Raw genomic sequence first — 20,366 nt, forward strand, 5'->3', positions numbered from 1 at the left:
GTGACCCTCCGTCCATACACGCCACTCCAGCAGGACTTCGGTCCGACCGTCACATCAGGCCCGTACCCCGTCACGGGCCTCTTGACGTCAGATGGGGCGGCGCGGTTGTCCTTTCGGCCGAGACGGCGAGAAATCAGGACCTAGCAGGTCAGCTGTCCACGGTTAGACGCATGGGAAGACGCGGGAGCGCCGGGGATTGGGTAAAATCCCCGGCGCTCCCAAAAAAAATCTACAATGTAAAGGCGCTCACGCGGTGTGCTCGGCCCTGTCGCCCGACCAGTCGACGTGGAAGGCGCCCTCCTTGTCCACCCGCTGGTAGGTGTGCGCGCCGAAGTAGTCGCGCAGCCCCTGCACCAGCGCCGCGGGCAGCCTGTCCCTGCGCAGCCCGTCGTAGTAGGCCAGCGCGGAGGAGAACCCGGGGGTCGGCACCCCGATCTTCACCGCCGTGGTCACCACCCGCCGCCACGCCTCCTGTGCGGCCGCGAGCGCCCCCGCGAAGCCCTCGTCGGCCAGCAGCGTGGCCAGCGCGGGGTCGGCGTCGTAGGCGGCGCGGATCCTGTCGAGGAAGCGCGCCCTGATGATGCAGCCGCCACGCCAGATCGTGGCCATCGCGCCGAGGTCGACGTCCCAGCCGTACTCCTTGGAGGCGGCGGCGATCTGGTCGAAGCCCTGGGCGTAGGCCACGATCTTGGAGGCGTACAGCGCCTGCCGCACGTCCTCGATCAGCTCCTTGCCCGCGACCCCCGACAGCGAGGGGCCTTCGAGCCCGCGAGCGGCCTCGCGCTGGGCGGGATGGCCCGACAGGGCGCGGGCGAAGACCGCCTCGGCGATGCCGGTGACGGGGACGCCCAGTTCGAGCGCGCTCTGGACGGTCCAGCGGCCGGTGCCCTTCTGCTCGGCGCGGTCGACCACGACGTCCACGAACGGGCGGCCCGTCTCGGCGTCGACCTGGTCGAGCACCTCGGCGGTGATCTCGATCAGGTACGACTCCAGGTCGCCCTGGTTCCACTCCCTGAAGATCTGGGCCAGCTCGGCCGGCGTGGCGCCGAGGGCCTGGCGCAGCAGGTCGTAGGACTCGGCGATGAGCTGCATGTCGGAGTACTCGATGCCGTTGTGCACCATCTTGACGAAGTGGCCCGCGCCGTCAGGCCCGACGTAGGTCGCGCAGGGGACACCGTCGACCTGCGCCGCGATGCTCTCCAGCATGGGCCCGAGCGCCTCGTAGGACTCGCGGGAGCCGCCCGGCATGATGCTCGGGCCGAGCAGCGCGCCCTCCTCGCCGCCCGAGATGCCGGTGCCGACGAAGTGGATGCCGCGCTCGCGCAGCGCCGCCTCCCTGCGCCTGGTGTCCTCGAAGTGGGCGTTGCCGCCGTCGACGATCATGTCGCCCGGCTCCATCAGGTCGGCCAACTGGTCGATGACCGCGTCGGTGCCCGCGCCGGCCTTCACCATGATGATCGCTCGGCGTGGCCGTTTGAGCGAGGCGACGAAGTCGGCCACGTCCTCCGACGGCAGGAAGGTGCCCTCGCCGCCGAACTCCTTGACCAGCGCCTCCGTACGGCTGTGCGAGCGGTTGTGCACCGCGACCGCGTAGCCGTTGCGGGCGAAGTTGCGGGCAAGGTTGCGGCCCATCGTGGCCAGCCCCGTCACGCCGATGTCTGCCAGATCCATGTCAGCTCCTGTTCGCACAAACGCGCGAGGTGTTCGCGGGAAGATACGCGTCCCTCACCAGATCGGTTCGGCGCCCCGCGGTTATTCCCCCAGACGCACGCCCAGCTCGTCGAGCCTGTTGAGCATGTCGGCCGGATCGGCGTAGACGCGGAAGGCTCCCGAGCGTTCGAGTTCGTCCCTGCCGTACCCGCCGGACTGCAGGCCGATGCCGAGCGCGCCCGCCCTTCTGGCGGCCAGCAGGTCCCAGACGCTGTCGCCGACGACCATGGCGTGACGGGGGTCGACGTCGAGCAGGGCGGCTCCGGCCAGGAACAGGTCGGGGTCTGGCTTGGCGCGCCGTACCAGGTCGCGGGTGACCATCGGGGTGTCGTCAGGGAGCTTCAGCATGCCCAGCGCCCTGCGGGCGGTCTTGGCGTATCCGCTGGTGGCGATGGCCCAGGGGACCTGGCGCTGGGTCAGCTCGCGCAGCAGCTCGATCGCGCCCGGCAGCGGCCGCACCGTGTCGATCTGCTCCAGGTAGGCGGCGGCGTGCGCCTGCTGCAGGTCGTCGATCTGCTGCTGGGTGAGGCTGAGGCCGGTCTCCCTGAGCAGGGCGGTGACGAACAGGCCGCCGCTCATGCCGATCCTGCGGTGGATCCGCCACACCGACAGGTCGACCCCCATGCCGGACAGGGCGCTGCGCCAGGCGATGACGTGCTGGTAGACGCTGTCGATAAGGGTGCCGTCGAGGTCGAACAGGAAGGCGGGCCCCGGTGGTGCGGTGTAGTCCATTGCTCCATTGTGGTCAGGTCAGCTCGGGCGGCCGACGGCGGGCGGGCTCCGGTGGTCCTTGTGGCCGCGCGTGTACTCGTCCTTGCGCCACAGCATCGCGGCCAGCATGGCGGGCAGCATCAGGACGTGCCCCGCGATCATCACGACCTCTCCCGACAGCGCGCCGAGCCAGTAGGGAGGAAGGAGCAGCAGGAACGGTACGAACATCGCCGCGCCCATCTCGGCGACGGGGGCCCAGGAGTGGCCCCGGTAGCGCATCCAGATCGTCATGGCGACGGTCATGTCGGCGGCCATGACCATGACCGCGACGTCGGTCCTGGCGAACAGGGCCGCGAGGCCGAGCCAGGAGGTGAGCGCGTCCCACACGGGGCCGAGCAGCACCATGCCGAGGATCATCGCGACGAGCATCTCGCCGAAGTGCCAGGCGAAGCGGAGGGTGGCTGTCTTTGTCATGGCTTCAGCGTGCGGGAGGTCGCTCGCGGGTCCCAGATGCGCGCTGTCACGAGGTGACCGGGTGAAACGCATGCCTCGCCCGTGTGAAACGCTGGAGTCATGCGTGTGCTGATCGCGGGTGGACACGGGAAGATCGCGCTTCTGCTGGAGCGCAGGCTGGCCGAGCGGGGGGACCAGGCCGTGGGGCTGGTCCGCAACCCCGATCACCGGGCGGACGTGGAGTCGGCGGGCGGCGAGGCCGTCGTCTGCGACCTGGAGAGCGCTTCGGCCGAGCAGGTGGCCAAGCTCCTCGACGGCGCCGACGCGGTCGTCTTCGCGGCGGGAGCGGGCCCAGGCAGCGGGGCGGCTCGCAAGGACACCGTCGACAGGGGGGCCTCCGTGCTGCTGGCCGAGGCCGCCGAGCGCGCGGGCGTGCGCAGGTTCGTGCAGATCTCCTCGATGGGCGCGGGCGCGCCGCCGCGTCCCGGCACCGACGAGGTGTGGGCGGCCTACATCGCGGCCAAGACCGCGGCGGAGGACGACCTGCGCGGCCGCGACCTCGACTGGACGATCCTGCGGCCCGGCGGCCTGACCGACGAGCCGGGCGCCGCCGGTGTCCTGCTCGCGCCGCCGCCGGTGCCCAGGGGCAAGGTGGCGCGCGACGACGTGGCCGCGGTGGTGGTGGCGCTGCTCGACGAGCCCCGCGCCGCCGGCATGACGCTGGAGCTGGTGGAGGGCGACGTGCCCGTCGACAGGGCGGTTCAGGCACTCTGAGAGATGTGACTGAATACCGCGCACTCGGAAGAACCGGTCTCAAGGTCAGCCCGCTCTGCCTCGGCGCCATGATGTTCGGCGGATGGGGCGAGCATTCCGTGGGGGAGTCCACCAGGATCATCGAGCGCGCCCTCGACTCGGGCGTCAACTTCATCGACACCGCCGACGTCTACTCCCAGGGGGAGTCGGAGGAGATCGTCGGCCAGGCACTGGCCAAGTCGGGCAGGCGCGAGGAGGTGGTGCTGGCCACCAAGGTGCACGGCGTGATGGGGGAGGGGCCCAACCAGCGCGGCAACTCCAGGCGATGGATCTTCCAGGCAGTCGAGGACAGCCTGCGCCGTCTGGGCACCGACTGGATCGACCTCTACCAGATCCACAGGCCCGACCCCGACACCGACATCGAGGAGACGCTCGGCGCGCTGACCGACCTCGTACGGCAGGGCAAGGTCCGCTACGCCGGCAGCTCCACCTTCCCCGCCCACCAACTGGTCGAGGCGCACTGGGCGGCCGAGCGGCGCGGCCTCGAGCGGTTCGTGTGCGAGCAGCCGCCGTACTCCCTGCTGGTGCGCGGCATCGAGGCCGACGTGCTGCCCGTGGTCCAGAAGTACGGCATGGGCGCCATCGTGTGGAGCCCGCTGGCGGGCGGCTGGCTGTCGGGACGCTACCGCCAGGGCGCCGAGCCGCCGCAGTCGCGCAGGGCCGCGCGCATCCCCGAACGCTATGACCTGTCGCTGCCGGCCAACCAGCGCAAGCTGGAGGTCGTGGAACAGCTCGCGGTGCTGGCGGAGGAGGCGGGGCTGACGCTGATCCACCTGGCCCTGGCGTTCACCCTGCGGCATCCAGGGGTGACCTCGGCCATCATCGGACCGAGGACCATGGAGCACCTGGAAGGTCAGCTCGGCGCCGACGAGGTGAAGCTGAGCGACGACGTGCTCGACAGGATCGACGAGATCGTCCCGCCCGGCGTCACGCTGAACGCGGGCGACAGCGGCTGGCGGCCGCCCGCGCTGACCGACGCGAGGCTGCGCCGCCGCTAGGCCGCCTGGGCGGCGGCCACCTTCACCTCGAGGCCGCCGCCGCTCACGTCCACCTCCACGGTGTCTCCCTCCTTCACCTGGCCGCCCAGCAGCAGTGACGACAGCCGGTTGTCCAGCTCCCGCTGCACGGTACGGCGCAGCGGCCGCGCCCCGAACTCGGGCTGGTAGCCGTGCTCGGCCAGCCAGTCCTTGGCCTGGTCGCTGACGCGCAGCTCGATGCCCTGGCCGCGCAGCCGCTGCCTGGTCTTCTCGAGCAGCAGGTCCACGATCTGGCGCAGCTGCTCGCTCGCCAGGCGCGTGAAGATGATCGTCTCGTCGATGCGGTTGAGCAGCTCGGGCTTGAGCGTCGACTTCAGCAGGTCCATGAGCCGCTCCTCGACGTCGTCACCGCCATGCAGGATGAGCTGGGCGCCGAGGTTGCTCGTCATGATCACGATGGTGTTGGTGAAGTCGACCGTGCGGCCCTGCCCGTCGGTGAGGCGGCCGTCGTCGAGCATCTGCAGCAGTAGGTTCATGACGTCCGGGTGCGCCTTCTCGATCTCGTCGAGCAGCACCACGGTGTGCGGGCGGCGGCGGACGGCCTCGGTCAGCTGTCCCGCCTCCTCGTAGCCGACGTATCCGGGCGGGGCGCCCACCAGCCTGGCCGTGGTGTGCCGCTCGCCGAACTCGCTCATGTCGATGCGGACCATGTGGTCCTCGCCGCCGAACAGCGCTCCGGCCAGAGCCCTGGCCAGCTCGGTCTTGCCCACACCTGTCGGGCCGAGGAAGAGGAAGCTGCCGATCGGCCTGTTGGGGTCCGACAGGCCCGCCCTCGCCCGCCGTACGGCCTCGGCGACGGCGGTGACCGCCTCGTCCTGGCCGATGACGCGCTCGTGCAGGTGCTGCTCCAGGCGCAGCAGCCGGTCGCGCTCCTGCTCGGTGAGTTGCGAGACGGGGATGCCGGTGCGCCGCGAGACCACCTCGGCGATGTCGGCCATGGTCACCTCGGGCACGGTGTCGTGGCCGTGACGGGCGTTCTCGAGCTCGGGCCTGAGCCTGTCGATCTCCGAGGTCAGCTCCTTCGCCCTGTCGAACTCGTCGCCCGCGACCGCCTGGTCCTTCTCCCTGCGCAGCGACGCCACCCGCTCCTCCAGCTCGCGCACGTCGGCGGCGGGCGTGCGGGCGCGCAGCCGCACCCTGGCGGCGGCCTGGTCCATCAGGTCGATGGCCTTGTCGGGCAGGAAGCGGTCGGCGATGTAGCGGGCCGACAGGCTCGCGGCCGCGTCGAGCGCGTCGTCGGTGATACGTACCTGGTGGTGGGCCTCGTAGGCGTCGCGCAGCCCCGCGAGGATGCCGACGGTGTCCTCGACGCTCGGCTCGGGCACCAGCACGGGCTGGAAGCGGCGTTCCAGGGCGGCGTCCTTCTCGATGTGCTTGCGGTACTCGTCGATGGTGGTGGCCGCGACGACGTGCAGCTCGCCCCTGGACAGGGCGGGCTTGAGAATGTTGGCCGCGTCCATGCCGCCCTCGGCCGAGCCCGCGCCGACCAGGGTGTGCACCTCGTCGATGAACACCACGATCTCGTCGGAGTGCTGGCGCACCTCGTCGATGACCTTCTTGATCCGTTCCTCGAACTCGCCCCTGTACTTCGAGCCCGCCACCATGCCGGTCAGGTCGAGCGCGATCACCCTGCGGTCCTTGAGCGTGTCGGGGACGCTGCCGTTGACGATGCGCTGGGCGATGCCCTCGACGATGGCGGTCTTGCCGACGCCGGGCTCGCCGATGAGGACCGGGTTGTTCTTGGTGCGGCGCGAGAGGACCTCGATGGCCTGCTCGATCTCCTCCTCCCTGCCGACGACGGGGTCGAGGCCGCCCTTCCTCGCCTCCTCCGTCAGGTCTCTGCCGTACTCGTCGAGCGCAGGGGTCTCGCCCTTCGGCGTGGCGCCGCGCTCGGGCTCGGCGATGGTGGCGGTCTGCAGTTCGTTGGCGGAGACGCCCTGCTCGGTCAGCAGGCGGGCGGCGGTGGAGTCGGGATTGGCGGCGAGCGCGAGCAGCAGGTGCTCGGGCCCGATGTAGGAGGCGCCGAGGGCGCGCGAGACGCGCTGGGCGTCGAGCACCGCGCGCTTGGCGGCGGGGGAGAAGGTGGTGGGTGCCTCGCCCTGCGCCCCGCCCTGGGACACGCTCTCGACGCGCTCGCGCAGCTTGCCGGGGTCGGCGCCGGACGACAGCAGCAGGGCGCGGCCAGGGTCCTCCTCGGTGGCCGCGGCCAGCAGGTCCAGGACGTCGACGTCGGGCGCGCCCCTGTCGGCGGCGATCTGGACGGCTCTCGCCAGCAGCCGCCTGGCCGACTCGCTCAGGAGCCTGCCCACGTCGACGCGCTGCACGCTGGGCCGGGTGGGAGGCCAGGCGTCCATGCCGCCGAACACCCGGCCGCTGAGCTGCTCGAACCCTCTGAATGGGTCGCCGAAGAAGGACCCGAATGGCGTATCCGACATAACAAACCCGTTGCCGGACATTTCCCCACACAAGCCCAGCCCGCGGCAAAGCTGTTGTGGTCCGCCTCTGATAAACATGGCGGATGCGAATCAAGCCATGGCTGGCCGTGGCCGCCGCCGTCCCCCTTCTGGCGGGCACGCCCGCGCTGGCCGCCGCTCCGCCCAAGGTGCCCGCGGGGACGACGGCCGGCTACGTGGTCTTCGACAGGGTGGCGGGGAAGATCGTCGCGCACCGGCTCGCGCACAGGGCGTTCAGGTCCGCCTCGGTGATCAAGATTCTCATCGCGATCGACTTCCTCGAGCGGACCGCCAAGCCGTCCGCCCGCGACCTCGCGCAGCTCAGGATCATGCTGCGCTCCAGCGACGACGACGCGGCCTCCGCCTTCTGGGATCGCGGCGGCAAGGGCGCCATCGTGACTCGGACAGCCAGGCGGCTCGGCCTGGCCGACACCGCCCCGCCGCCCGCCGACAAGCCCGGCTTCTGGGGCTACACCTCGCTGAGCGCCTACGACGTGGCCAGGACCTACCGCTACCTGATGGACAGAGCGGCGCCGAGGGTGCGCGACCTGATCGTCGGGCACCTGAGGCAGGCGACCCCCTGCGGCAGCGACGGCTTCGACCAGACCTTCGGCATCCCGGGCGGCGTGCCCCGCCCCTGGGCGGTCAAGCAGGGCTGGTCGGGCTTCGGGACCGTGCCGCCGGTGAAGTGCTCGGAGCGCCCCGCGGGCGGCGCGCTCGCCGCCCCGGCCGCTCCCGCGCTCACCTCGACCGCCCCCGTGGCCCTCGCCGCCCCGGCTCCCGCGAGCCAGGCGGCGCGGTCGGGGTCGCGATCAGGGGTTCCCGACCTGGGCAGGCCCGTCCTGCACACGACAGGGCTGGTCGGCAAGGACGACAGGCTGATCCTGGTGCTGCTCACCGCGCATCCGGCGGGCGGCGGCTGGCGCGACTCGGTGAAGCGCACCACCACGCTGGCGCGCGAGCTCTACCTGAGCGTCTCCAGATAGGCGGCGTAGACCTTCTTCGGCACCGCCATCCGCCACGCCTCGGTCACCAGCTCGCGCATCTCGGGCTCGTCGAGCGCGGCCATGCGCGCCTGCACCCAGTGAAAGCGCAGGTCGCTCTCGGGGGGCATGAGGAACTTGTCAGGCTCGGCCGCCACGAGCGCGGCCCGCTCCTCCTTGGGGAAGCCGAACCCCATGATCGTCTCGTCCCTGGAGAAGGCGACGTAGACGATGGAGCCCACGCGGAACTTCACGCGATCGCGGATCAGGTGCTCGGAGGAGCGGGGAAACCTTGACGTCAGGCGGCGTACGTCCTCGACCGTGACCATCCCGCCAATCTAGTGGTCGGCCGGGCCACGAGGTTCGCCCATGTCCGGTTTGATCGGTATTCGGCCGGGCAGTCCCGCTTCATGAGAGTCATCGTGGTCGGCGCGTCAGGAAACGTCGGAACCAGCGTGCTGGAGTCGCTCGAATCCGAACACCGCGTCACCTCCGTCGTCGGCGTCGCCCGCCGCAGGCCCCGATGGAGTCCGGGACCCAAGACCAGCTGGCACACCGCCGACGTCGCCGAGGACGATCTGACAGGGGTCTTTGAGGGCGCCGACGCCGTGATCCACCTGGCATGGCTGTTCCAGCCGACGAGGGACCCGCTGGTCACCTGGCGCGCCAACGTGCTCGGCAGCATGGCCGTCTTCCGCTCCGTCGCTCAGGCCCGGGTCCCCGCGCTGATCCACGCCTCGTCCGTCGGCGCCTACTCGCCTGGCCTGAAGGACCACGCGGTCGACGAGAGCTGGCCCACGCACGGCTGGCCGCGCGCGGCCTACAGCAGGGAGAAGGCCTACGTCGAACGCGTCCTCGACCTGTTCGAGCGCGACCACCCGGCCATCAGGGTGGTCAGGATGCGTCCCGCCTTCATCTTCAAGCGGGAGGCGGCCAGCGAGCAGCGGCGGCTGTTCGGCGGGCCGTTCCTGCCCGGCAGACTGGTACACCGCATGCCGCTCATCCCCGACATCCCAGGACTGCGCGTACAGGCGCTGCACGCCTCCGACGCAGCCCAGGCCTACCGGCTGGCCGTCGTCTCCGAGGTGTCGGGCGCCTTCAACCTGGCCGCTGAGCCGGTCCTCGGCGCCGCCGAGCTGGCCGACCTGTTCGGCGCGCGCCTGGTTCCCCTCTCGCCGTGGCTGGCAAGAACCGCCGTCGCGGCCGGCTGGCACGCGCGCCTCATCCCAGCCTCACCTGGCCTGCTCGAGATGGCGCTCAGCCTGCCCGTCCTCGACACCACCAGAGCCCGCACCGAGCTGGGCTGGCAGCCCCAGTACGGCGCCGCGCAGGCGATGCGCGAGATGATCGAGGGGATGTCGGGAGGAGCGGGCATGGACACCCCGCCCCTGGCACCCGGCCACCTGAAAGAGGAGTTCACCACGGGTGTCGGCGCCAGACCCTGACCCGCCGGCGACCAGGTCGATGCCAGCCGCGACCGGGTCGGGGGGCGGGCACGAGGTACTCAGCGACGGCACGGCGGCACCAGGCGGTCACTTCGGGGGCGCCACCCGTAGGGCGGGATCGAGCGGCCCGCCGGACGACAGCGACGCGACATGACGAAGGGCCCGCTGCTCAGCCGTACTCATCGTGACCCCTCGAAAGCGTGCAACAGGAAGGCCAACACATCAGCGAGCAGGGCATGTTCCTGCTCTCGGGTCGAGCCGGCACCGTGCCAACCGTGCTCCTCGACACGCAGCAGCACCGGCAGGCCGGAGGACGTGGCCGCCTGCAGGCGGGCGGCCAGCTTCGCCGGCTGCCACGGCGGCACCCGCGCGTCGCGCAGGCCGGCGGTCAGCAGCACCGCCGGGTACGGCACGCCGTCCTCAACCCGCAGGTAGGCATCGGCGATCAGCAGGCCGCGCAGGCCGTCCGAGGTGACGACGCTGCCGAACTCCGGCACGTTGATCGGCCCGTTCTCGCTGAACTCGGTCCGTGTGGCGTTGGCCGTCGGTACCTGCATCGCCATGGCAGCCCACAGCTCCGGCCGGCGCACCAGCGCGCCGCCGGTGGGGATGCCGCCGGCGCTGGCGCCCTCGCCCAGCAGCCGTCCCGGCCGGGTGTAGCCCAGGGCGCTGAGGTGCTCGGCGCAGTCGATGAAGTCGGTGATGGTGGCCTCCTTGCGCGGGCCGCGCCCGGCCTCGTGCCACTCCCGGCCGTAGGCGCCGCCGCCGCGCAGGTGCGCCATGGCGTAGACGCCGCCGCGCTCGTACCAGGCGAGCATCTCGGGACGGAACTGCGGCAGGTCGGTGACGCCATGGGAGCCGTAGCCGGTGAGCAGGACCGGGTTGTCGCCGTCCAGCTCCAGGTCCTTGCGGTGGATGACGGTGAGCGGGATCCGTGTTCCGTCCCTCGCGGGCACGTGCAGGATGCGGGCGTGCACGTAGCCGAAGTCGACCGGTGAGCGGGGCGCAAGCCTGGTGTCCTCGAGGGTTTCGCCGTCGTAGCGGTAGAGCCGCGGCGCGTCTGTCCAACCGGCCGCCAGCAGCAGGGCTTCGGGCCGTTCCGGGTGGGTGGTCCACTCCCAGATGGCGCCCTCCACCGGCATCGGGAGGTCGACGGGCTCGCCGCCGGACAGGGGCGCATGCCGTACCCGATGGACGCCACCGTCGAGATCGCGCACCAGCAGCCGGTCGCCGACGACCCGCACCGCCTCCACCACGCGCTCACCCGCGGGCACGACCACCCGGGCTTGAGACAGATCCGGTACGGCAAGCGGAACGGCCAGCACGCGGGAGCGCGGCGCGTCCCGATGGGAGACCAGGTAGAGGGTGTCGTGGCTGGTGGCGAAGGCGGTCACGCCGTCCGCCGCGGCCGCTACCTTCCGCCACGGGCAGGTGGCCGGATCGGCGAGCGCGGCTCGTGGCGCCACGTACAGCGAGCAGTCGCTCAGCTGCTCGTTGGTCCAGGGGCCGAGTGCGCTGTGGGAGACGATCGCCAGCATCCACTCGCCGTGCGGCTGCACCACCAGGAAGGGCCGATCCTGCGGGGTCAGCTCGAGGTGGGGGTTGAGCCCGCGCGCCAGCACCACCTGGTCCTGCGCCGGGTCGGTGCCCAGCCGGTGCAGGAAGGAACGGCTGTCCAGGCGGCGCTTCTCCGGCGGGGCGCCCGCCGGGGGATCCAGGAAGCGGTGGTAGACGAACGACCGGCCGTCCTCCAGCCAGCTCAGGAAGGCGAAGCGCGTCGTGGGCGGGATCGTCTCCCTGATGGCGCCGGAGCCGGCGTCGATGACCTGGACCGTGCTCTCCTCCGACCCGGACGGGGAGACGGCGCAGGCGATGTGGCGGCCGTCGGGGGAGGGCACGTACCAGTCGATGGCGTGGTGCGCCTCGCCGGGCAGGGTGTCGGGGTCGAACAGGACTCTGCTCGCTCCCCCGGGGTCACGCCTCGTCAGCACGGGTACGCGGGCGTCGGGTTCGCGTGCCAGGTAGAAGATGCTGTCGCCCGCCGGTGTGAAGCGCGAGTACTGCGGGAGCGCGCCGCCCAGCTCGCGGATCCGGGTCAGCAGCTCCTCCCGGCGCGGCAGGGTGTCCAGCTGCTCGCGGGCATGGCTGGCCTGGCCGTCGAGCCAGCGGTGGAACTCCTCACCGTCCGCCTCCATCCACCGGTAGGCATCGTCGAGCGTGATGCCGTGGTGGACGTCGCGCACCACGTCCACTCGGGCGATCGGGGGGCCGGTGAGGTCGCTCATCTGCATGATCATAGGCGACGCTCGCGAAGCCGGGGTGAGCTGGTGATGGGAGGAAAAGGCGCGGGGTTGGACAGCGTCCCTTTCGCAGGCGGATAGCGCGGCGGAGCTGGTTACGGATCTGGTTGATGACGCCCCGCGCGGGCCCAGCGGGCGAAGAACCCGTAGACGGTCTGGAAAGGAGGGAAGTCCGCGGGCAGGGCTCGCCTGCCGTTGTCGACCAGGCAGCGGATGGCGTCGACGAAGTCGCGGGGTGATGCTTCTCTGGCCTTCCACCCTTCCGCGTCAGACAGGCCGGCGTTGGGAGCAGGGGTTCGAGCAGGGCCCACTCGGCGGCGCTGGTGTCGGAGGGGTAGCGCCGCCGGCGCATGCCTTTGGTCATCGCGTCGCCCGAGTGAGCAAGGCGTCTGCCGTACCCAGCGCCAATGCTGAGCGCGGCAGACTCCGGAGCAATACGCCGCGTCACCCCGAGCACGTCGACGAAGACGCCGGCCGCAACTTGGGCAGCGCCGTACCTCGGCCACGAGCCCATCATCCGCCTACTTCAGGTTCGAAGACAGGCACTCAGTCTCAGGGCTTGAGCAGCACCTTGATGGCGCCGTCCCGCTTCTTCTGGAAGATCTCGTAGCCGTGTGGCGCCTCGGCGAGCGGGAGGCGGTGCGTGGCCAGGTCCATGACGCCCAGGGGGTCGCTGTCGTCGAGCACGAGCGGCAGCAGGTGCGGCATCCAGCGCCGTACGTGGGCCTGTCCCATGCGGAGGGTGATGCCCTTGTCGAACATCTTGAGCATGGGCATCGGGTCGGCCATCCCGCCGTAGACGCCGACGACGGAGATGGTGCCGCCGCGCCGTACGGTGTCGATGGCCTGGTTGAGCGCGGCCAGCCTGTCCACGCCCGCGGTGCGCATCAGCGGTGCGGCCACCATGTCGGGCAGCAGCCCGGTGACCGCGTGGCCGAACTTGGCGACCGGCGAGCCGTGCGCCTCCATGCCGACCGCGTCGATGACCGAGTCGGTGCCCCTGCCGCCGGTGAGGTCGCGGATCTTGTCGGGCACGTCGAGGTCGCGGGCGTCCAGCACCTCGACGCCGTGCCGCCTGGCCATCTCCAGGCGCTCGGCCACGCCGTCCACGCCGATGACGCGGTGGCCGCGGTGCTTGGCGATGCGGGCGCTCATCTGGCCGATCGGGCCGAGCCCGAAGACCGTGAGGCTCCCGCCCTCGGGCAGGTCGGCGTACTGCACGGCCTGCCAGGAGGTCGGCAGCACATCGGACAGGTAGAGGAAGCGCTCGTCGGGCGGGCCCTCCGGCACGGTGACAGGGCCGAACTGCGCCTGCGGCACCCTGAGGTACTCCGCCTGGCCGCCGGGCACCTGCCCGTACAGCTTGGTGTAGCCGAACAGGGCCGCTCCCGTGCCGTGCTCGCGCACCTGTGTGGTCTCGCACTGCGCGTAGAGCTCCATGCGGCACATGTGGCAGTGCCCGCAGGAGATGTTGAACGGGATGACCACCCGCTCGCCGGGTCTGATCTGGGTGACCTCGGCGCCTACCTCCTCCACGATGCCCATCGTCTCGTGGCCGAGGATGTCGCCCTCGCCCATGAACGGGCCGAGCACCTCGTACAGGTGCAGGTCCGAGCCGCAGATGGCGGCCGTGGTGACCTTGATGATCGCGTCGGTCGGTTCCTTGATCGAAGGATCGGGGACGTCCTCGACCCGGACGTCACGCTTGCCGTGCCAGGTGAGTGCTTTCATGGCAACCGCCTACCCGTGAGACACCGCCGAAACGGCCACGCCCGTGACGGCCGCTCCTACCGGTGCTCGACCAGGACGGCGTGCTGGTCGGCGCCGGTGGGGCCGTCGGGATCGGCGTGCACCGTGGCGGCGCGCAGGCCCTGCAGGTCGTGGATGAGCCGGTGCTCGGCCTCCACCGCGACGGCGTGCGCCTGCACCAGCGTCAGCTCGTGGCTCACCACGATGTCCACCTCGGCGCGCAGCGCGTGACCGATCCAGCGCAGCCGCACCGAGCCGGCCCGCCGCACGCCGGGCACCGACGCCAGCACGGTCTCGGCCCTCTCGACCAGCGCGGGATCGACCGCGTCCATCAGCCGGTGGTAGATCTCGCGCGTCGCGTCGCGCAGCACGAACAGGATGGCGACCGTGATCAGCAGGCCGACGACAGGGTCGGCGAGGGGGAGGCCGAGCGCCGCGCCGCCCGCGCCGAGAAGCACGGCGAGCGAGGTGAAGCCGTCGGTGCGCGCGTGCAGGCCGTCGGCCACCAGAGCGGCCGAGCCGATCTCGCGCCCGACCCTGATGCGGTAGCGGGCGACCCACTCGTTGCCGAGGAAGCCGATCGCGCCCGCGGCGGCGACCCAGCCCAGCGCCCGCACCTCCTGCGGGTCCAGAAGGCGCCTGACGGCCTCGTAGCCCGCCAGCCCCGCCGAGGCGGCGATCAGCAGCACGATGACGATTCCCGCGAGGTCCTCGGCCCTGCCGTAGCCGTAGGTGAAGCGGCGCGTGGCGGCGCGCCGCCCCAGCGTGAACGCGATGGCCAGCGGGATCGCGGTCAGCGCGTCGGCGAAGTTGTGCAGGGTGTCGCCCAGCAGCGCCACCGAGCCCGAACGGGCCACGATGACCGCCTGGACGGTCGCGGTGACCATGAGGACGGCGAAGGAGACGCCCAGCACCCGCATGCCTCTGTCGCTGGACTCCAGCGCCTGGTCGGACCTGTCCGCGCTGTCGTGGCTGTGCGCGGCGAACGCGTGACCAACCAGGGACAGCAGCCGCCTGACCCCATCACCGGAGTGTCCATGGCCGTGTCCATGGCCGTGTCCATGGCCGTGCCCGTGCCCGGGTCTGTGGCCGTCGGCGGGCGTGTGATCGGACATGCCTTCACCTCTTCGGCCGTCTCAGGCGTTCTTGCGCAGCGACCCTGCCAGCACCGAGCCGAACACCACGTGCCCCGCCGCCATCACCAGCGGACGCCCCGGCTGGTCACGATGGACGGGCGGCATGGCCGCCACCGCGGGGACCCAGCCCTCGTAGCTGGCCAGCCAGATCGCCAGGCCGTACGCGGCCCCGACCGGCCAGGACACGCCGCGCCCCCTGGTGACCAGCGCCAGCAGCGCGCCCGCGCCCGCGCCGAACGCGTAGTGCATCAGCACGGCCAGCGGTTTCTCCCCCTGCTTCGGCGCGCGGGGATGGCCGGGGAGCAGCGCCCTGACGATGCGCTTGGGCGGCTGGTCGCGCATCAGGCCCAGTCTGTCCCCCGCGAGCATGACCCCGCTCATCGCCGTCGTCGCCTTCGCTCCCGCAAGCGCTCCCTTGAAGATGTGGTCCATCATGGGGGGTGACTGCCCCGAGGAGGTCAGGGAAAACGGGGCAGCGCCCTGCCGTACAGCCAGGACGACAGCAGCGGCTCCAGCTCCGAGGGCGCGTGCGCGAGGAAGGCGGCGGTGCTGACGCTGCCGTGCCTGTGCGCGGCCGTCCACGCCCTGACCATCGAGAAGAACGCCGCGTCGCCCATCGTCGTGCGCAGGTGGTGCAGGGTGAGCGCCCCCCTCTTGTAGACGCGGTCGTCGAAGAGCAGGGCGGGGCCAGGGTCGGCGAGCGTGAAGTCCTGCGGCATGGCCGACAGCCGCTGGTGCCAGCGTGCGGCCAGCTCGGCCGCGCTCTCCCCGCCCGAGGCCTCCGACCAGATCCACTCGGCGTAGGCGGCGAAGCCCTCGTGCAGCCAGATGTCGTTCCACCTGGCCAGGGTCAGGCTGTTGCCGAACCACTGGTGCGCGAGCTCGTGCGCGACCAGCCGTTCGAAGCCGCGCCGCCCGTCGACGTGGTTGCGCCCGAAGATCGACAGGCCCTGCGCCTCGACCGGAATCTCCAGGTCGTCGTCGGTGACGACCGCGGTGTACCCGGCGAAGGGGTAGGGGCCGAAGCGCTCGGTGAACAGCGCCAACATCTGGCTCTGCCGCCCGAAGTCGTGGCGCGCCTTGGCGGCCAGCCTGGCGGGACAGGCCAGCCCTTCACTGCTCTGGTAGCGGCCGATCTGCACGCTCGCCAGGTAGGTCGCCATCGGCTCCGTGGGCGCGAAGACCCACGTCGTCGCCCCCGCCGCGCGCCTCCTGGCCACCGGAGCCCCGTTGGTGAGCACCTGGTAGGCCGAGGCCGTCGACACCGTGAGCGAGTAGGTCGCCTTGTCGTCGGGACGGTCGTTGCAGGGGAACCAGGAGGGCGCGCCGGTCGGCTGGCTGGCCACCATCGCCCCGTCGGTCAGCTCCTCCCAGCCCACGCCGCCGAACGGGCTGGCGACCGGGTGCGGCCGCCCGGCGTAGGCGATCTCGATCGAGATCGGCGCGTCGGCGGGCCTGGGCCTGTCGAGCAGCACCCTGAGCCTGCCCGCGCGGTGGGTGTGCCTGACGCCCACGCCGTCGACCTTGGCCGCGTTGACCCTGAAGGGGCCGAGGTCGAGTTCCAGGTCCACCAGCGGCTCCACGGTGCGCGCCGACAGCGTGGCCGTGCCGCTCAGCCAGTTGGTGGACAGGCGGTAGCGAAGGTCGAGGTCGTAGTGGGCGACGCCGTAGCGCGGATCCCCGTGGCCGGGGAAGTAGGGGCTCAGCGCCATGGGGAGATCGGGTTGCCGAACCACCGGGTGCCCTCCGGGACGTCCTCGCCTCGCATCACCAGTGACGCGGGCCCGACCGTGGTGTGCGCGCCGATCCTGGCGGCGGGCAGGACGACCCCGTGCGGGCCGAGCGTCGCGCCCGCGCCTAGGTCGACTGTGTCGATGCTCATGACCCGATCATGGAACAGATGCGTCTGCAACACACAACCGCGGTTGACGCAGGCGCCGTCGCCGAGGCTCACCAGATCCGCCTCAGGCAGCCAGTAGGTGTGGCAGGAGACCCCATGCCCGATGCTTGCCCCGAGCGAGCGCAGCCACACGTTCAGCGGGGCGCTGCCCAGCCACGGCTCGGCGAACCAGGGCGCGGCCAGCACCTCGACGAAGTTGTCGGCCAGCTCGTTGCGCCACACGAACGAGCTCCACAGCGGCCTGTCGCCGCGGGCGATCCTGCCCAGGAGCGCCCACTTGGCCAGGCTGGCGGTCGCGGCGGCGAGCGCGCCCGCGGCCAGCAGCACCGGGCCTCCGGCCAGGGCGGCGACCGCGACGCCGTACGCCTGGGCCAGCTGGAGCAGGGCGCCCGCGCTCAGCACCGCGAGCGCGACCGTGCAGGTCGCGGGCAGCAGGCGGAGGCTCTCGACCAGCGCGCGGGCGGCCTTCAGCCGCCACGGCGGATCGTAGGTGCGGCTGCGGTCGCCCGTCTCGTTGGTACGGCGCAGCTCGACCGGCGGCATGCCCAGGTACGACGAGCCGGACTTGGCCCTTCTTCGGCGTCGCCGACAGCACGCCGACCAGGCCGTCCTTCGGCACCTTGCGCCCGGCCGCGGTCATCCCCGAGTTGCCGAGGAAGGCGCGCTTGCCGATGCGGGCCTCGGCGATGCGCATCCAGCCGCCGTCGAGCTCGTACGGTGCCACCATCGTGTCGTCGGCCAGGAACGCGCCGTCGCCGACGGAGGTCATGCTGGGCAGCGCGAGCACCGTGGACAGCTCGACGTCGCGGCCCACCCGCATGCCCAGCGCACGCAGCCACGCGGGGGTGAGGATGCTCGCGTACAACGGGAAGAGCCACACCCGCGCCGAGGCCATCAGCCTGCCCGTCGCCCACGCCTGCCAGGCGGGACGGCTGTGCACCGGGTACTGGCCCGGATGCAGGCAGATCGACAGCAGCCGCACGCTGACCAGGGTCACCAGCGCGAACACCGCCATGCCCGCGACCGTGGCCACCGGCAGCGCCCACCACGAGCCCATGGCCAGCAGCACCGCGAGCCCCGTCGCCGCGGCCGCCACGGGCAGCAGGCTGAGACCCACGGCCGACAGCGCGTACACGCCCACCCAGAGGCGCGAGCGGGGAGCGCGCTCCTCCGTCCTGCGCGCCTTGCCCAGCCTGGCCGCGGGAGCTCCGGCCCACCGCGTGCCGGCGGGGATCGCCCCCTCGACCGCCGAGCCAGGAGCGACCTGCGCGTTCTTACCGATCTTGGTGCCGGGCAGCAGCGTCGAGCGCGAGCCGACGGTCGCGCCGGCGCCGATCCTGATCTCACCGACGCGCACGAGATCGCCGTCGTACCACACGCCGCTGAGGTCGACCTCGGGCTCGACCGAGGCGCTCCTGCCGAGTCTGAGCAGGCCGGTGATCGGGGGAGGGGAGTGCAGGTCGGCGTCCTCGCCCACCTGCGCGCCGAGCAGCCTGGCATACCAGGACATCCACGGCGCGCTGCCCAGGTCGGGCAGGCCCAGCCTGGCCGCGAACTGCTCGGCGAACCACAGCTTCAGATGGACGGCGCCGCCGCGTGGGTAGGCGCCCGGCCGCAGGCCGCCGAGCAGTAGCCGCGCGCACGCGGCCGACAGGGCGAGCCGTCCAGGAGGGGAGAGCAGGAGCAGCGCGCCCGCCGCGATCCACCACCAGCTCGTCACCGGCGTCCAGAGCAGGTTCGCCAGCGCCGCCACCACGACCGTCAGCCGCAGCCCCGACACGGTCATCAACGGCACCATCAGCGCGACCTGCGCGATCGAGGCCCTCGTCGGCATGGGCCTGACCCGACGGGTCTCGCCCGCGGCGGCGCGCGGGCTCGAGCGCTCCAGCAGCGCGGTCAGCCCGCCCAGTGTCGAATGCTCGTAGAGGTCGGCGACCGTCACCTCCGGGTAGCGTGCCCGCAGGGCCGACACCAGCCGCGCGGCCGAGAGGCTGCCGCCTCCCTCGGTGAAGAAGTCGCTGTCGGGCCCTTCGGGAGCGACGCCGAGCACCACGGCCCACTGCTCGGCCGGCCACCCGCCCGCCCGCGGCTGCGAGCCGGGCAGCGGCCAGGGGAGCGCGTCCCTGTCGATCTTGCCGGAGGTGCGGGTGGGCAGCTCCTCGACGACGGCCAGGCGCGGCACCAGCGCGGCCGGCAGCGAGTCGTGGAGCAGCTCCCTCGCCTCGGCGAGGTCGAAGTCGTCGCCCGTCACGAGGTAGCCGACCAGCAGCTGACCCCTGACGGCGGCCGCCGCTCCGACCACGCCGGGCAGCGCGCTGAGCGCCGCGTCGACCTCACCCAGCTCGATCCGCCGCCCGCCGAGCTTGATCTGCTCGTCGGCGCGACCGGCGAAGACGAGTCCTTCGGGCTCGGCGCGGACCAGGTCGCCGCTGCGGTAGGCGCGCTCCCAGCCGAGGCTGGGCAGCGGGGCGTACTTCTCGGCGTCCTTGGCAGGGTCGAGGTAGCGGGCCAGGCCGACCCCGCCGATGATCAGCTCGCCGGTGCCGCCCATCTCGACGGGCTCGCCCTGGGCGTCCACGACGGCCAGGTCCCAGCCGTCCAGGGGCAGGCCGATCCGCACGGGGCCCTCACCGGTCATCAGGGCGGCGCTGGCCACGACCGTCGCCTCGGTGGGGCCGTAGGTGTTCCAGACCTCTCTGCCTTCGACGGCCAGGCGGGCGGCCAGCTCGGGAGGGCAGGCCTCGCCTCCGAAGATCAGCAGGCGGACGTCGTCGAGCGTCTCCGCGGGCCAGAGCGCGGCCAAGGTGGGCACCGTCGAGACGGCCGTGATGCCGTGGGCGACCAGCCAGGGGCCGAGGTCCATGCCGGTGCGCACCAGCGATCGGGGGGCGGCGACCAGGCAGGCGCCGTGCCGCCACGCCAGCCACATCTCCTCGCACGAGGCGTCGAAGGCGACCGAGAGCCCGGCCAGCACGCGGTCGCCTGGTCCGAGGGGACGGCCGGACAGGAACAGGCCCGCCTCGGCGTCGACGAAGGCGGCGGCGCTGCGATGGGTGACGGCCACGCCCTTGGGCCTGCCGGTCGAACCCGAGGTGAAGATGATCCAGGCGTCGTCCGCAGGGGAGGGCGGGCCCGCGAGCGCTTCGGCGGGCCGTTCGCCGGACACGGTGAGCCGGTCTGCCGGGGCCATCGAGTCGGCCGGCGTGATGTCGCCGGCCAGGGTGATCTTGTCGGTCACCACCGCCCTGACTCCCGCCTCGGCGAAGACCAGTTCGGCCCGCTCCTCGGGGTCGTCGGCGTCGACGGGCACGTAGGCGGCGCCCGCGGTCAGGACGGCCAGGATCGTGACGTAGAGCTCGGTGGTGCCCGAGGGCACCCGCACGCCGACCCTGTCGCCGCGCCGTACCCCCGCCTCCACCAGCTCGGCGGCGACCCTCGCCACCTCGGCGGACAGTTCGGCGTAGGTGAAGGACGAGGCGCCGTCGTCGAGCGCAGGAGCGCCCGGATGGCGGGCCACCGTGGCCTGGAAGATGTCGAGCAGGGTACGCGGGGGCGCCGCCAGCGGGCCTGAGGTGTAGACGGCGCGGATGGCGAGCTCCTGCGGATCGGCCACGGACGGACGCAAGGCGCGGCTCCAGGGGTGAGAGGACAGCGACGCCAACGTGGCATTCTCCTC

General features: G+C 72.0%; 16 protein-coding genes and 1 pseudogene. 4 read left to right on the forward strand and 13 right to left on the reverse strand.

Annotation, left to right across the window (positions count from 1 at the left end; genetic code table 11):
- Positions 1-246 precede the first annotated feature (246 nt).
- From gndA to ABFX55_RS03380, 3 genes are all read right to left on the reverse strand, one after another.
- Positions 247-1,671 (reverse strand): NADP-dependent phosphogluconate dehydrogenase, encoded by a 1,425-nt coding sequence (gndA, locus tag ABFX55_RS03370; protein ID WP_346117493.1) that lies wholly within the window; start codon positions 1,669-1,671, stop codon positions 247-249.
- A gap of 81 nt (positions 1,672-1,752) precedes the next feature.
- The gene (locus ABFX55_RS03375) at positions 1,753-2,442 is read right to left on the reverse strand and encodes an HAD family hydrolase (RefSeq protein WP_346117495.1); all 690 of its coding nucleotides are present in this window, start codon (positions 2,440-2,442) and stop codon (positions 1,753-1,755) included.
- Positions 2,443-2,460: 18 nt separating this feature from the next.
- On the reverse strand, positions 2,461-2,895 hold the full coding sequence (locus tag ABFX55_RS03380) for a hypothetical protein (RefSeq protein WP_346117497.1): 435 nt from the start codon (positions 2,893-2,895) through the stop codon (positions 2,461-2,463).
- A 99-nt stretch (positions 2,896-2,994) separates the two neighbouring features.
- Here ABFX55_RS03380 and ABFX55_RS03385 point away from each other — a divergent pair, with 99 nt between their 5' ends.
- Both ABFX55_RS03385 and ABFX55_RS03390 read left to right on the forward strand, forming a co-directional pair.
- Positions 2,995-3,648, forward strand: coding sequence for an SDR family oxidoreductase (locus tag ABFX55_RS03385; protein ID WP_346117499.1), 654 nt, complete (start codon positions 2,995-2,997; stop codon positions 3,646-3,648).
- Positions 3,649-3,653: 5 nt separating this feature from the next.
- A complete protein-coding gene (locus ABFX55_RS03390) occupies positions 3,654-4,685 on the forward strand; it encodes an aldo/keto reductase (RefSeq protein ID WP_346117501.1) in 1,032 nt (343 codons plus the stop codon).
- Here ABFX55_RS03390 and ABFX55_RS03395 read toward each other — a convergent pair.
- A complete protein-coding gene (locus tag ABFX55_RS03395) occupies positions 4,682-7,159 on the reverse strand; it encodes an ATP-dependent Clp protease ATP-binding subunit (protein WP_346117503.1) in 2,478 nt (825 codons plus the stop codon). The two genes, ABFX55_RS03390 and ABFX55_RS03395, sit on opposite strands and share 4 nt — an antisense overlap.
- A gap of 83 nt (positions 7,160-7,242) precedes the next feature.
- On the opposite strand from ABFX55_RS03395, the gene ABFX55_RS03400 reads away from it, so the two are divergent.
- Entirely contained in the window at positions 7,243-8,163 is a 921-nt protein-coding gene (locus tag ABFX55_RS03400; protein ID WP_346117505.1) for a serine hydrolase, read from the forward strand.
- On the opposite strand, the gene ABFX55_RS03405 is transcribed toward ABFX55_RS03400, so the two are convergent.
- Complete coding sequence (locus tag ABFX55_RS03405) at positions 8,142-8,489, reverse strand: MmcQ/YjbR family DNA-binding protein (RefSeq protein ID WP_346117507.1); 348 nt, start codon at positions 8,487-8,489, stop codon at positions 8,142-8,144. The genes ABFX55_RS03400 and ABFX55_RS03405 overlap by 22 nt on opposite strands.
- 81 nt (positions 8,490-8,570) lie before the next feature.
- Between ABFX55_RS03405 and ABFX55_RS03410 the strand changes: the two genes are divergently transcribed.
- A complete protein-coding gene (locus ABFX55_RS03410; protein ID WP_346117509.1) occupies positions 8,571-9,605 on the forward strand; it encodes an NAD-dependent epimerase/dehydratase family protein in 1,035 nt (344 codons plus the stop codon).
- A 179-nt stretch (positions 9,606-9,784) separates the two neighbouring features.
- Here the strand turns inward: ABFX55_RS03410 and ABFX55_RS03415 are convergent, their stop codons facing one another.
- From ABFX55_RS03415 to ABFX55_RS03450, 8 genes and pseudogenes are all read right to left on the reverse strand, one after another.
- Positions 9,785-11,890 carry a prolyl oligopeptidase family serine peptidase gene (locus ABFX55_RS03415; protein WP_346117511.1) on the reverse strand — a complete coding sequence of 702 codons (2,106 nt, stop codon included), beginning with the start codon at positions 11,888-11,890 and terminating at the stop codon, positions 9,785-9,787.
- Positions 11,891-11,957: 67 nt separating this feature from the next.
- A pseudogene (locus ABFX55_RS03420) lies at positions 11,958-12,257 on the reverse strand (transposase); the annotation flags it as partial.
- A 200-nt stretch (positions 12,258-12,457) separates the two neighbouring features.
- Entirely contained in the window at positions 12,458-13,636 is a 1,179-nt protein-coding gene (locus ABFX55_RS03425) for a zinc-dependent alcohol dehydrogenase (RefSeq protein ID WP_346117513.1), read from the reverse strand.
- A gap of 56 nt (positions 13,637-13,692) precedes the next feature.
- Positions 13,693-14,769, reverse strand: a complete 1,077-nt coding sequence (locus ABFX55_RS03430) for a cation diffusion facilitator family transporter (protein ID WP_346117515.1) — start codon at positions 14,767-14,769, stop codon at positions 13,693-13,695.
- 21 nt (positions 14,770-14,790) lie between these two features.
- Positions 14,791-15,225, reverse strand: coding sequence for a hypothetical protein (locus tag ABFX55_RS03435; protein ID WP_346117517.1), 435 nt, complete (start codon positions 15,223-15,225; stop codon positions 14,791-14,793).
- A gap of 23 nt (positions 15,226-15,248) precedes the next feature.
- On the reverse strand, positions 15,249-16,502 hold the full coding sequence (locus ABFX55_RS03440; protein WP_346117519.1) for a M1 family metallopeptidase: 1,254 nt from the start codon (positions 16,500-16,502) through the stop codon (positions 15,249-15,251).
- Positions 16,493-16,672 (reverse strand): hypothetical protein, encoded by a 180-nt coding sequence (locus ABFX55_RS03445; protein WP_346117521.1) that lies wholly within the window; start codon positions 16,670-16,672, stop codon positions 16,493-16,495. The genes ABFX55_RS03440 and ABFX55_RS03445 overlap by 10 nt, the downstream gene beginning before the upstream one ends.
- Positions 16,673-16,754: 82 nt before the next feature.
- A complete protein-coding gene (locus ABFX55_RS03450) occupies positions 16,755-20,315 on the reverse strand; it encodes a non-ribosomal peptide synthetase (RefSeq protein WP_346117523.1) in 3,561 nt (1,186 codons plus the stop codon).
- Positions 20,316-20,366: the final 51 nt, after the last annotated feature.

Source organism: Nonomuraea roseola (assembly GCF_039535395.1).
Taxonomy (GTDB): Bacteria; Actinomycetota; Actinomycetes; order Streptosporangiales; family Streptosporangiaceae; genus Nonomuraea; species Nonomuraea roseola.